Raw genomic sequence first — 12,861 nt, 5'->3', positions numbered from 1 at the left:
TAAGCATTATGAATGAAAACAGAATGCTGGGGTTAGCCTATTTATCGCCTTATATACTCGGGTTGATAATATTTACGGCTTTCCCCTTTGTATCATCCTTCTTTCTCAGTTTTACTGAGTATGACTTAATGAACCCTCCCGTATTTAACGGGATCGAGAATTATCGTCATATGATTCTTGAAGATGATTTATTCTGGAAATCCATGGGCGTTACATTCGCTTATGTTTTTCTGACTATTCCTTTAAAACTGGCATTTGCTCTAGGGATCGCTTTTGTACTGAACTTTAAATTACGCGGTATTGGCCTGTTCCGTACTGCTTTCTATATTCCATCAATCCTCGGCAGCAGCGTTGCAATTGCCGTGTTATGGCGTGCCCTGTTTGCCATTGATGGCCTGTTAAACAGCTTTATTGGCGTGTTCGGGTTTGATGCCATCAACTGGTTGGGAGAACCAGCGCTGGCGCTGACATCCGTGACATTACTGCGTGTCTGGCAGTTCGGTTCCGCCATGGTTATCTTCTTGGCTGCATTGCAGAACGTACCGCAGTCACAATATGAAGCAGCCATGATTGATGGTGCCTCTAAATGGCAAATGTTTATGAAAGTTACCGTGCCACTGATCACGCCGGTTATTTTCTTTAACTTTATTATGCAAACCACGCAGGCGTTCCAAGAGTTTACCGCGCCGTACGTTATTACCGACGGTGGACCAACTCACTATACGTATTTATTCTCGCTCTATATCTATGATACCGCGTTTAAATACTTTGATATGGGATACGGTGCTGCACTGGCCTGGGTATTATTCCTGGTAGTCGCCCTCTTCGCCTCAATTGCATTTAAATCATCTAAATATTGGGTCTTCTACTCCGCCGATAAAGGAGGAAAAAATGACTGACGTACAACAAACTTCCAACCAGAAGAAATTAGATCTGGCGCAGGAAATTGCTAATGCGGAAATTAGCCGCACAGAACGCAAAGCAAAAGTCAGTGCTGCTTTCCGCTACATCATTTTGATTATTGTCGGCCTGATGATGCTTTATCCGCTGCTGTGGATGTTCTCTGCGGCGTTTAAACCCAATAATGAAATTTTCACCACATTAGGATTATGGCCAGAAAACGCAACCAGTGATGGTTTCGTTAATGGTTGGAAAACCGGTACTGAATATAACTTCGGTCACTACATGCTTAACACCTTTAAGTTTGTAATCCCGAAAGTCATTCTGACTATTATCTCTTCCACTATCGTGGCATATGGTTTCGCACGCTTTGAGATCCCATGGAAGAAATTCTGGTTTGCAACATTGATTACCACCATGTTGCTGCCAAGTACTGTGTTATTGATTCCGCAATACATCATGTTCCGTGAAATGGGCATGCTGAATAGCTACTTACCACTTTATTTGCCGACGGCCTTCGCCACCCAAGGGTTCTTCGTCTTCATGCTGATTCAGTTCCTGCGCGGTGTACCACGTGATATGGAAGAAGCGGCACAGATCGACGGTTGTAACTCGCTACAGGTGTTGTGGTATGTGGTTGTGCCAATCTTGAAGCCGGCCATTATCTCTGTCGCACTGTTCCAGTTTATGTGGTCAATGAACGACTTTATCGGCCCACTGATTTATGTCTACAGCGTAGATAAGTACCCGATAGCGCTGGCTCTGAAGATGTCAATTGACGTCACCGAAGGCGCACCGTGGAACGAAATTCTGGCAATGGCAAGCATCTCCATTCTGCCGTCCATCATTGTTTTCTTCCTGGCTCAACGCTACTTCGTGCAAGGCGTAACCAGCAGCGGAATTAAAGGTTAATAGAGGATTTATCATGGCTGAAGTCATTTTCAATAAATTAGGCAAAGTTTACTCCAACGGTTTCCGCGCGGTTCATGGCATTGATCTGAAAATCCATGATGGCGAGTTTATGGTTATTGTTGGTCCATCAGGCTGTGCTAAATCCACCACTCTGCGCATGCTGGCAGGTCTGGAAACCATCAGTGATGGCGAAGTTCGAATTGGTGATCGGGTGGTCAATAATCTGGCACCTAAATCACGTGGTATTGCCATGGTGTTCCAGAACTATGCGTTATATCCGCACATGACAGTGAAAGAGAATCTGGCCTTTGGCCTGAAACTGAGCAAGCTGCCAAAAGATCAGATTGAAGCGCAAGTCGCAGAAGCGGCCAAAATCCTGGAGCTGGAAGACCTGCTGGACAGACTGCCGCGCCAGTTGTCAGGTGGCCAGGCACAACGTGTGGCAGTAGGCCGGGCGATTGTGAAAAAACCTGATGTTTTCTTGTTTGATGAACCGTTGTCGAACCTCGATGCCAAGTTGCGTGCCTCAATGCGTATCCGCATCTCAGATTTGCATAAGCAATTGAAAAAAAGCGGCAAAGCAGCAACAACTGTTTATGTTACCCATGACCAGACCGAAGCCATGACCATGGGTGACAGAATCTGTGTAATGAAACTGGGCCACATCATGCAAGTTGATACCCCGGATAATCTCTACCACTTCCCTACCAACATGTTTGTTGCAGGTTTTATTGGTGCACCGGAAATGAACATCAAACCGAGTACGCTGGTAGAAAAAGAGGGGCAGATTGGCCTGACAGTTGGCCAATACACTCTGGTATTGAGTGAAAAACAGCAAGCCAAAGTGGCCGCCCATGCCGGAGAAAAAGTGTTCTTTGGTGTACGTCCAGAATTTATTCGCATGTCACAACAACCCTTTGCCAATAACCATTCGCAAGGTGAATTAGTTCGTGTGGAAAACATGGGGCATGAATTCTTCTTATACATCAAGGTTGACGACTTTGAATTGACTTGTCGCTTACCGTCTGATGAAGCACGGCCAATTATTGAAAGTGGCCTGCATCGCACCGTGTACTTCCAATTTGATATGGATAAATGCCATATCTTTGATGCAAAAACAGAAAAAAATATCTCTCTTTAACAGGAGCAGTACCCAATGAAAAAAGCGATCCTACACACGCTGATAGCATCCACTCTGGCTTTATTATCACATCAGGCTTTTGCACAGGATGACGTTAACCTACGCATGTCATGGTGGGGGGGCAATGGGCGTCATCAAATGACACTTAAGGCTCTGGAAGAGTTCCACAAGCAGCACCCAAATATTAATGTTAAAGCAGAATACACTGGCTGGGACGGTCACCTTTCTCGTCTGACGACGCAAATTGCGGGTGGAACTGAACCTGACGTTATGCAAACAAACTGGAACTGGTTGCCCATCTTCTCCAAAGACGGCACTGGCTTCTATGACTTAAATAAAGTGTCAGAGCAGTTGGATTTGGCTCAATTCGATCCGAAAGAACTGCAACAGACTACCGTTAATGGCAAATTAAACGGTATCCCGATTTCAGTGACAGCGCGTATTTTCTATTTTAATGACGCGACCTGGGCTAAGTCTGGTTTAGAGTATCCTAAAACGTGGGACGAATTACTTAAAGCAGGTTTAGTATTTAAAGAAAAACTGGGTGACCAATATTACCCTGTGGTATTAGAGCACCAGGATACTCTGGCATTAATTCGCTCTTACATGACACAAAAATACAACACCCCGACTATCGATGAAGCTAATAAAAAGTTTGCTTATACACCAGAACAGTGGGTTGAGTTCTTTACTATGTATAAGAAAATGGTTGATAACCATGTAATGCCATCCACTAAATACTATGCATCATTCGGCAAAAGTAATATGTACGAAATGAAGCCGTGGATTAATGGTGAATGGGGTGGTACTTATATGTGGAACTCCACCATTACTAAGTACTCCGATAACCTGACTAAACCAGCAAAATTGATACTTGGCCCTTATCCGATGTTGCCAGAGGCAAAAGATGCAGGTCTGTTCTTTAAACCTGCTCAAATGCTCTCTATTGGTAAATCGACTAAGTATCCTAAAGAAAGTGCCATGCTCATCAACTTCCTGCTTAACAGCAAAGAAGGTGTTGATGCTATGGGCTTAGAGCGTGGTGTACCACTGAGTAAGACTGCGGTAACTCAACTGCGTGCCAGCGGTGTAATTAAAGATGAAGACCCATCTGTTGCTGGTTTAAATATGGCATTAGAACTGCCACATGAAATGAAAACGTCACCATACTTTGATGACCCGCAAATCGTTTCATTGTTCCGAGATGCAATCCAATATATCGATTATGGTCAGAAATCTGTTGAAGAATCTGCGGAATACTTTAATAAACAAGGTGACCGTATCCTGAAACGCGCCATGAGATAATCTGTAAATCTATTTAACTTAAGTGGTTATTAAACCCTGCCATTGATTTGGCGGGGTTGTTTTGTTTTATAAATAAAAAATAATAATAGCCAATTAGATCGCCATCACAAATTAATATCTGATTAAAAAATTAATCTCTAAGAAAGATCTGGATCACACAAATAATTATCCATATAAATAGAATATGAATCCACATAAAGTGAAACGTTGTTTCTTTGATTGTGGAATTGTTTTTTAGTCGTATGTTGATTTTTATAAAATTGTTAATGATTGTTGTTTTAAATAACCATAACCCTGGGATTATATAAAAAATGAAATTTAAATTACTTACTTTGGCAGTGGCATCTGTTATCAGTTTTAGTTCTGTTGCAACAACAATTGACTATCGGCATGAAATGAAAGATACCAGTAAATCTGATCATAAAGACCGTTTACTGATCTCCAACCGTTTTGCCAATGGTTTTGGTTTATCTTTAGAAGGGAAATGGGGCCAGCACAGCTCTGATACTACGCCTAATAAACCATTTAATGAGCAAGTCAGTAATGGTACCGAAGTGGTTGCCAGCTACGTCTATCAATTCAACAAAACATTCCAGATTGAGCCTGGTTTCTCATTAGAGTCATCATCTGACTCGAACAACTATCGCCCTTACCTGCGCGGTAAAGTGTCCTTTACTGATGATTTCTCTACCTCACTGCGTTATCGCCCATATTACAAGCGTAACCAGCCAGCTCAGACCAAAGCAACAGAGAAAGGCCATGAGTTCACCATGCTGTTTGCTTATAGTTTCTTGAAAGACTATTCAGCAGAATACGAATTAAACTACAAGAAATCTGAAGATGAAATTCTGGCAAATAAAGAAAAAGAAGAATGGAGTCATGATCTGAAAATTGCTTACAAATGGGATAAAAACTGGAAGCCATATGTTGCTATCGGCAACGTAGCAGGTAGCAAAACGACTGACGAGCGTCAAACTCGCTACCGTGTCGGTGTGCAGTACAGCTTCTAATTATTATGTTGTTATGAGTACCCTCATCATTATTTGTTAAATTATGCCCATACCCGTATTACTTTGGGGAAAAGTCGACTCCCGGTCACTTTTCCCCTTTTTTTATCAATGTAACTTCATTTCAGCCCAAGACCTGATATTTCCCCCCTGAATACTCACGTTAAACTCCCTGCTCTCAGCCAGAGAAAAATGAGACATTTAGTTACAGCGTAACGGCTATCCACGCCAAGATAAATCTCATATACTGGATAAATCAACAGCTACAGACTCGGAATTCAAGTATGACAGGGGAAGGACACCTTATTTTTTCTGTCGCCTGCGCTATCTTTGCCAAAAAAGTCGGTCTTACACCGGAACTGGCACAGGGTGACTGGTGGCATATTATCCCTGGCGCCCTGCTAACTTCCCTGCTACCCGATATTGATCACCCAAAGTCAATCCTTGGCCAGCGGTTAAAGTGGCTCTCCACCCCCATTGCTCGTGCATTTGGCCATCGTGGGTTTACCCATAGCCTATTGGCCGTTATTGGTGGTGTGGCACTATTTCAAATGGACATCTCACGCGATTGGATTATTCCCGCAGATGCGTTCCATGCAATGATTATTGGCTATTTCAGCCATTTGCTAGCGGATATGCTCACACCTGCTGGCGTACCGCTGTTATGGCCTTGCCGCTGGCGATTCTGTATCCCGCTATTACGCCCACAAAAAGGCAATCAATTAGAACGCGTATTCTGTGTTCTATTAGTTTGTTTTTCCGTCTATTGGCAAACTGATACCACCATTCCCTTGCTATCCTATATGGAACAATTGAAAAACTTTCGACTGTGATCACATTTTAATGGGTTAATAATCACCAATTTGAATGTATTCCATACAAATCAGGGTAAAAATTTATATAAAATTCCTTTTGGATATAAGTGAGCCTGAAGAGGAACTGCTACCATATGCGGCTAATTGCACCATGACGGTGCTTGGCTCTGTTCTAGATAAAAATAGTAATAGAATATGTGCCAGTATTTAAAATAATAATTTGGAGATATGGGGATGAACCTTCCGCTTGTGATTAACGTGCTGGTATTTGTAGCACTGCTATTACTATTGGCACAAACCCGGCATAAACAATGGAGTCTGGCCAAGAAAGTTTTGGTTGGCTTAGCACTGGGTGTGCTGTTTGGTCTGAGCTTGCAATGGGTATACGGTGCTGATAACCCGGTACTGAAAGAGTCCATCACCTGGTTTAATATTGTCGGAAATGGTTATGTGCAATTATTGCAGATGATTGTTATGCCGCTGGTATTCGCCTCAATCTTGAGTGCTGTCGCTAAACTGCATAATGCCTCTTCGCTAGGTAAAATTAGCGTACTGACAATCGGTACGTTGCTTTTCACCACCTTAATTGCTGCTCTGGTTGGCGTGCTGGTTACCAATCTGTTTGGCTTAACCGCTGAAGGCTTGGTACAAGGTACGCAAGAGACAGCACGTTTGAGTGCCATTGAAAGCAACTACTTAAGCAAAGTGACGGATTTGACAGTGCCGCAGTTGATCCTGTCGTTTATTCCGAAAAACCCGTTTGCCGATTTGACCGGGGCCAGTCCGACCTCAATTATCAGCGTGGTGATTTTCGCGACGTTCCTCGGTATTGCCTCACTGCAATTGCTGAAAGATGATGTCGAGAAAGGACAACGCGTATTAGTTGCTATTGATACGCTGCAAGCTTGGGTGATGAAACTGGTACGTCTGGTGATGAAACTGACCCCCTACGGCGTATTGGCACTAATGACCAAGGTTGTCGCTGGCTCTAATATTCAAGATATTATCAAGCTGGGGAGCTTTGTCGTTGCCTCCTACCTTGGTCTGGCGATTATGTTTGTGGTCCACGCCGTGTTGCTGTCATTCACTGGCATCAATCCGTTGAAGTTCTTCCGCAAAGTCTGGCCGGTGCTGACCTTCGCCTTTACCAGCCGCTCCAGCGCCGCCAGTATTCCGCTGAATGTGGAAGCTCAAACCCGCCGCTTGGGTATCCCGGAGTCCATCGCCAGCTTCTCTGCTTCCTTTGGTGCCACCATTGGGCAAAATGGCTGTGCTGGCCTCTATCCGGCGATGCTGGCCGTAATGGTCGCACCAACGGTGGGAATCAACCCTCTGGACCCAGTATGGATTGCCACACTGGTTGGGATTGTAACCATCAGTTCTGCCGGTGTTGCCGGTGTGGGCGGTGGTGCAACCTTCGCCGCGCTGATTGTTTTGCCGGCATTGGGCTTGCCAGTTACATTGGTTGCTTTATTGATCTCGGTTGAGCCATTGATTGATATGGGCCGGACCGCGCTGAACGTCAGCGGTTCAATGACCGCCGGTACCATTACCAGCCAATTGATGAAACAGACCGATAAAGAGATTCTCAACAGCGACGATGATGGCGATTTAGCCCATCAGTAACCGACGCTAATTAGTCACTCTATTGTGATGGCTCAGAAAGCCAGTCAGTAAAATGACTGGCTTTCTGCTTTTAAAGTGCTTATTGCCGCTAATTAATTGGCGACGTCAACTACCCTATGGGTGATATTTCTCGACCAACGCCAGAGCAATGGCTTCAGTTTCTATATCTGGTACGCCGCGAATATTCTGCGCCCTGAAATGCATCTGAAAAGCCTTAATAACCTGAATGGTTTCATTATCCAGCACGCCGCTTTGTGGGATTTGATAACCATAACGGGCCAGTGCCTGCTGAATAACAGTAACTGAGCCGATATCATACTTATTTCGACCATCAATATACTTAGCGACTGTTGCGTCATCTGGCCAGGCGCCTATGCCTTGCTGCGCCAAACGCTGCCATGGGAATAGCGGACCGGGATCAGATTTTCGCTGTGGAGCAATATCGCTGTGAGCTACGACATTCATCGGAGCAATATTATAACGCTCGACAATATCTCTGGTAAGGCGCTCAATCAATTCAATCTGAGACTCATTGTAAGGATACCATCTTCTACCCAACATCCTCTCAGTGAAGCCCTTATTGACGATTTCGATACCGATAGAGGTATCATTGAGACTGGTGCGCCCTTCCCAGTAACTCACCCCGGCATGCCAGGCTCTTTGGCTTTCAGGCACCAATTGCAAAACAACCGGTTTGCCCTCAACATTTTGGGGATGTGTTTTTACCAAATAATGGGCACTGACATTACCCTGAGTCAGTATTCGCAGTGATTCAGCATCATCTGTTGCAGTATAATGAAGCACTAAAAAACGCACTCGTTCATTTTGAGCCACTGATGGATGATTAGTATCGATTTTATAATCATCACGGTCGATCAGTTTATGCGGCCGGTCACTGTGAGGGCTACTACAACCCGCCAATAGCAGTAACAAACCCGCGCTTAATAACTTCCTCATCATTTTTCTCCCTATAATATGATTAAGCACGGTTATAGTGACCCAACCGAATTAAATGGACTGTCAACAATACATTTAATTAACAAATCACAAGACCGAATAATACCAAACACAATAAATAGTATTAGATTGATAATTATACATAGAAATTAATTGCTGTTATGGCTGTTTTAACAACCCAGCTTACCGTCATATCACTGATTTTGGTACGTCGGGCCGCTTACACCTTGGCGCGGGGGATTTACCAATAAAAAACGGCCCCTGGTTAAAGGAGCCGTCCGACATCGCTGGGAAGGAATAAATAGTTATAATTAACAGCTGATTAAAAATATCCAATAATTATAAAGTATTTACCCTATTTCGCTTTATCCTCAGAAAGGATAATCACGGTAACCCATTTGCTCTGAGATGTTACGTGCTGCGCGATGCAAAGATTTAACTATGTCACTCTTGCTGTCTTCAGAAAAACGCAGTGTCGGGTATGAAATACTTAAGCCCGCGATCACCACACCGAAACGGTCGAAAACAGGTACAGCGATACAACGCAAACCTTCTTCTTGCTCCTCGACATCTTCACCAAAGCCCTGCTCACGCACCAGATCCAGCACTGGCAATAATGCAGCCGCGCTATCCAGGGTGTGTTTAGTGCTACGGGTGAACTCAATATGAGACAAGATTTCCTCTACTTCACCACGGTCACGCCACGCCAATAACACTTTACCAATTGCGGTACTGTGCAGTGGGTTACGACGACCAATACGGGAATGCATCCGCAGGTTATACATAGAATCAATTTTATGAATATAAACAATGCTGTCTTCATCCAATGCACCCAAGTGAATAGTTTCACGAGTTTCATTAGATAATTCACGCATCTGTATATCTGCGCTACGAATCAAATCAACATTTTGTAGCGCTTTAGCCCCCAGCTCAAATAACTTCAGCGTAAGGGAGTATTTCTCTGATTCGCCTTCCTGAGCAACATACCCCAGGGATTTCATGGTCTGGAGAAAGCGGTAAACCGTACTTTTAGGCATCATTACACGTTGGGAAAGCTCGGTAATACCAATTTCCCGTTCTTCACCCAATGCTTGTAAGATGCCAAAAACCTTCAGAACCGACGACACAGAGTCGGGCTGTTTATCTAGATCTGCAATAGCCATTTCTTGGTTACCCTACTCAGTTTTCTGTGTTTCATAAAACAATATGTTTTAAAAAAAATAGAACAGTGGTTTTATTATAAAGGGAAGTTGCGAGACTGTGCAATAAACCAATGTGAATAATAAGATATTAACCTTGCAGACAGCAAATTAGCCTCTTTCCATGAAAGAGGCTAGTGCAAAATTTAACTATTGCCAGACTGATTCAGGCAAAGTAGCCAAATAAAGTGCAGGTTTGCCATGAACATCAGATGTGAACAGAACTTGTTTATCATCAGGGGTAAAGGAAGGATGTGGATGCGTCACCTGCCGATCACCTTCAAACACCTGCCATGAGGTATCGTGGCGAGCAACACGATGCTGGCTGCCATTTTTCATGTTGAATACATACAGGAAAGGATCGTTTTCGATCTTATAGCCGCTATCGTCTTGTACATCTACCGGTGCATCTGAACCATCGCCGACCATCAACGTACCGTCATAGTTACTCATCAGATGGGAACACGCCGGCATAGAGGTCAATTGGCGATTTTCCAATGTCTGTGGGTCAGCACTGTAGATAAAGCGATCCGGGCTGCCTTTCAAATAGGAGACATACACCAGCGCCGAACCATCGGGTACCCAGAACTCATGGGTACAGCTTTCGCCTTCAGCATGGGTTTTCACTTTACGCATGTTGCTGCCATCTTCATTGATTAGCCACATACGTGCATCAACCAGATCGTGTGGACCTTCATGGCAGAATGCGACCGTACTGTCATCATAAGGGCGATAGATTGGGTGACCTAGCCATTGATTCTCTTGCAAAATCACCGCCGACTCACCGGTTTTCAAGTCAACACGCATCAAACGGCAACAAGGTTTAGTGAAATAGAACTCGTGGAATTTTTTCCAATCGGTCAAGGGGACCCAGTCTTCGCGTTTAATTTCAATACCGACCAACTTGGTACAATCTGAATTGGCGACCCAGGTACCGTAACCCACCCACTCTTCAGGCACCTGATAAACCACGCTCTCTTCCAGTGTGGCAAGACAGACCCGCATCAGGTTACGGCCATCTTTGACATAAAACAGTGCGTCGTCTTCAGGTGACAGGAAACCACCAAAGGTATTGTCGCCACGCCCTTCTGTCAGTTGTGTTGCCACTTGCGTGTTGAGATCCAACAAGTAATAGTTCCACGGACCATCAAAAGCGCCGCCGAACAACAACTTACTGCCATCACGGGTGAAACATTTTTGATAGAAATAGTTACGGTGGCAAGTGACATCAGGCGGCGTTAACCGTGTAACTTGTGCACCGGTAGAGGCATCCTGATATGTGTGAAATGTCAGGGGGATTTGTTTACCTTTGGCCATCAGGAAAGTCCTTAAAATCATCAGAGAATTAAAATTTGCCCGCAGGGGAACCTGTCAGGCTAATACTATCTCACATTATAGAAACGATGTTTCATTTTTCCGTGATCGCGGTTCTGTTTTTACTGATTTAGCCAAATTACTGTGCTTATCAGCCTGTTAATCTGATTGCGATAACTGTACCACATCGCTATTTACAAATAAGCCGGCTGGCAAGGATGCATTCAAGCACAATACTGGTTAGCATATAAACACTTACCTACATCATTATTTTTACAGATAAAACCTATGATCCCATCATCAAACGATGGCATGCCGGTTCCTCAGCGCTATGCTGCAATATTGGTTATTGCACTCGGTATTACCATAGCGGTGTTGGATGGCACTATCGCCAACGTAGCTTTGCCAACCATCGCTCGTGACCTCAATGCCAGCCCAGCCACGTCTATTTGGGTCGTGAATGCTTACCAGTTAGCTATCACCGTGTCGTTGCTCTCAATGGCATCGCTGGGCGATATCATCGGTTATCGGCGGGTTTATCAGGCAGGTTTACTGGTGTTTAGTGTGACATCGCTGTTCTGTGCTCTGTCTGACTCCTTATGGACGCTAACATTTGCCCGTGTGCTGCAAGGGCTTGGCGCAGCAGCCTTAATGAGTGTTAATACTGCATTGATTCGGATTATTTATCCACGAGCACAACTGGGCCGTGGTATCGGTATTAATTCATTGATTGTGGCCGTTTCCGCCGCCGCCGGTCCCACCATTGCCGCGGCGGTGCTATCGGTTGCTTCATGGCAGTGGCTATTTGCCATTAATGTCCCCATCGGCTTGTTGGCATGGTTGTTAGGTATGAAGTATTTGCCTGCCAATAATATGAAAAGTAACGGTAACCGTTTCGATTTTACCAGTTGTGTGATGAATGCTCTGACCTTTGGTTTACTGATAACCGCTATCAGTGGCTTTGCTCAGGGACAAAGCCCAACCCTGATAGCGGCTGAAATTATCGCATTGCTGCTAATTGGTTTCTTCTTTGTACGCCGTCAACTTAGTCAGTCTTTCCCGCTGCTTCCGGTTGATTTACTGCGTATTCCTATTTTTGCATTATCAATCGGCACTTCTATTTGCTCTTTTGCCGCACAAATGCTGGCAATGGTGTCACTGCCCTTCTTTTTACAAACTGTTCTGGGCCGTGATGAAGTGGCAACCGGACTGCTGTTAACCCCATGGCCGTTGGCAACCATGGTGGTAGCCCCGATAGCCGGGCGATTAGTCGAACGTTATCATGCAGGATTATTAGGCGGGATAGGTTTGGCGGTGTTTGCCAGTGGTTTGTTCCTGCTAGCATTGCTGCCAGCCAACCCGAGTGATGTGGATATTATCTGGCGGATGGTGCTATGTGGTGCCGGTTTTGGCCTGTTTCAGTCGCCGAATAACCACACCATTATTTCTGCTGCACCGCAACATCGTAGTGGTGGGGCCAGCGGCATGCTAGGCACCGCCCGTTTACTCGGGCAAACCTCTGGGGCGGCATTAGTGGCATTAATGTTCAATCTGTTCTCAACCAGTGGCACTCATGCTTCTCTGGTGCTGGCTGGCTGCTTTGCCAGTATCGCCGCATTGGTGAGTGTGCTGCGCATAAGCCAGAAACGTGGCTAGACTCGGGTTGCAATAAAAAAACCCCGCTG

The 12,861-nt window shown here is 44.8% G+C and carries 11 protein-coding genes; 8 read left to right on the top strand and 3 right to left on the bottom strand.

Going from position 1 to position 12,861, the window contains the following annotated elements; all coding sequences use genetic code 11:
* Positions 1-8 precede the first annotated feature (8 nt).
* From V1953_RS09035 to V1953_RS09005, 7 genes are all read left to right on the top strand, one after another.
* Positions 9-899: a carbohydrate ABC transporter permease gene (locus V1953_RS09035; protein ID WP_083158668.1), complete on the top strand. Its 891-nt coding sequence runs from the start codon at positions 9-11 to the stop codon at positions 897-899.
* A complete protein-coding gene (locus tag V1953_RS09030; protein ID WP_083158667.1) occupies positions 892-1,812 on the top strand; it encodes a carbohydrate ABC transporter permease in 921 nt (306 codons plus the stop codon). The genes V1953_RS09035 and V1953_RS09030 overlap by 8 nt, the downstream gene beginning before the upstream one ends.
* 13 nt (positions 1,813-1,825) lie before the next feature.
* The gene (locus V1953_RS09025; protein ID WP_083158666.1) at positions 1,826-2,953 is read left to right on the top strand and encodes an ABC transporter ATP-binding protein; all 1,128 of its coding nucleotides are present in this window, start codon (positions 1,826-1,828) and stop codon (positions 2,951-2,953) included.
* Positions 2,954-2,968: 15 nt separating this feature from the next.
* Positions 2,969-4,258 carry an ABC transporter substrate-binding protein gene (locus V1953_RS09020; protein WP_083158665.1) on the top strand — a complete coding sequence of 430 codons (1,290 nt, stop codon included), beginning with the start codon at positions 2,969-2,971 and terminating at the stop codon, positions 4,256-4,258.
* 311 nt (positions 4,259-4,569) lie between these two features.
* Complete coding sequence (locus V1953_RS09015; RefSeq protein ID WP_083158664.1) at positions 4,570-5,268, top strand: oligogalacturonate-specific porin KdgM family protein; 699 nt, start codon at positions 4,570-4,572, stop codon at positions 5,266-5,268.
* 281 nt (positions 5,269-5,549) lie between these two features.
* Positions 5,550-6,098 carry a metal-dependent hydrolase gene (locus tag V1953_RS09010; RefSeq protein WP_005182936.1) on the top strand — a complete coding sequence of 183 codons (549 nt, stop codon included), beginning with the start codon at positions 5,550-5,552 and terminating at the stop codon, positions 6,096-6,098.
* A gap of 216 nt (positions 6,099-6,314) precedes the next feature.
* Positions 6,315-7,706, top strand: coding sequence for an L-cystine transporter (locus V1953_RS09005; protein WP_372569244.1), 1,392 nt, complete (start codon positions 6,315-6,317; stop codon positions 7,704-7,706).
* A gap of 114 nt (positions 7,707-7,820) precedes the next feature.
* Here V1953_RS09005 and V1953_RS09000 read toward each other — a convergent pair whose 3' ends face one another.
* The 3 genes from V1953_RS09000 to ogl form a co-directional block, all read right to left on the bottom strand.
* A complete protein-coding gene (locus V1953_RS09000) occupies positions 7,821-8,663 on the bottom strand; it encodes an N-acetylmuramoyl-L-alanine amidase (protein WP_083158662.1) in 843 nt (280 codons plus the stop codon).
* Positions 8,664-9,034: 371 nt separating this feature from the next.
* The gene (gene kdgR, locus V1953_RS08995) at positions 9,035-9,826 is read right to left on the bottom strand and encodes a DNA-binding transcriptional regulator KdgR (RefSeq protein WP_050077553.1); all 792 of its coding nucleotides are present in this window, start codon (positions 9,824-9,826) and stop codon (positions 9,035-9,037) included.
* 186 nt (positions 9,827-10,012) lie between these two features.
* Complete coding sequence (gene ogl, locus V1953_RS08990) at positions 10,013-11,179, bottom strand: oligogalacturonate lyase (RefSeq protein WP_083158661.1); 1,167 nt, start codon at positions 11,177-11,179, stop codon at positions 10,013-10,015.
* 285 nt (positions 11,180-11,464) lie between these two features.
* Here ogl and V1953_RS08985 point away from each other — a divergent pair, with 285 nt between their 5' ends.
* Positions 11,465-12,832 carry an MFS transporter gene (locus V1953_RS08985; RefSeq protein ID WP_083158660.1) on the top strand — a complete coding sequence of 456 codons (1,368 nt, stop codon included), beginning with the start codon at positions 11,465-11,467 and terminating at the stop codon, positions 12,830-12,832.
* Positions 12,833-12,861 lie beyond the last annotated feature (29 nt).

It is taken from the genome of Yersinia sp. 2541 StPb PI, from assembly GCF_052217145.1.
GTDB classification, from domain to species: Bacteria; Pseudomonadota; Gammaproteobacteria; order Enterobacterales; family Enterobacteriaceae; genus Yersinia; species Yersinia enterocolitica_E.
Note: the sequence above shows the minus strand (reverse complement) of the source record. Positions and strands in the feature narration are given on the sequence as shown.

Excerpts from the sequence above, each read along its gene's own strand:
- V1953_RS09035 (WP_083158668.1), top strand. The coding sequence starts at position 9 with ATGAATGAAAACAGAATGCTGGGGTTAGCCTATTTATCGCCTTATATA.
- V1953_RS09030 (WP_083158667.1), top strand. The coding sequence starts at position 892 with ATGACTGACGTACAACAAACTTCCAACCAGAAGAAATTAGATCTGGCG.
- V1953_RS09025 (WP_083158666.1), top strand. The coding sequence starts at position 1,826 with ATGGCTGAAGTCATTTTCAATAAATTAGGCAAAGTTTACTCCAACGGT.
- V1953_RS09020 (WP_083158665.1), top strand. The coding sequence starts at position 2,969 with ATGAAAAAAGCGATCCTACACACGCTGATAGCATCCACTCTGGCTTTA.
- V1953_RS09015 (WP_083158664.1), top strand. The coding sequence starts at position 4,570 with ATGAAATTTAAATTACTTACTTTGGCAGTGGCATCTGTTATCAGTTTT.
- V1953_RS09010 (WP_005182936.1), top strand. The coding sequence starts at position 5,550 with ATGACAGGGGAAGGACACCTTATTTTTTCTGTCGCCTGCGCTATCTTT.
- V1953_RS09005 (WP_372569244.1), top strand. The coding sequence starts at position 6,315 with ATGAACCTTCCGCTTGTGATTAACGTGCTGGTATTTGTAGCACTGCTA.
- V1953_RS09000 (WP_083158662.1), bottom strand. The coding sequence starts at position 8,663 with ATGAGGAAGTTATTAAGCGCGGGTTTGTTACTGCTATTGGCGGGTTGT.
- kdgR (WP_050077553.1), bottom strand. The coding sequence starts at position 9,826 with ATGGCTATTGCAGATCTAGATAAACAGCCCGACTCTGTGTCGTCGGTT.
- ogl (WP_083158661.1), bottom strand. The coding sequence starts at position 11,179 with ATGGCCAAAGGTAAACAAATCCCCCTGACATTTCACACATATCAGGAT.
- V1953_RS08985 (WP_083158660.1), top strand. The coding sequence starts at position 11,465 with ATGATCCCATCATCAAACGATGGCATGCCGGTTCCTCAGCGCTATGCT.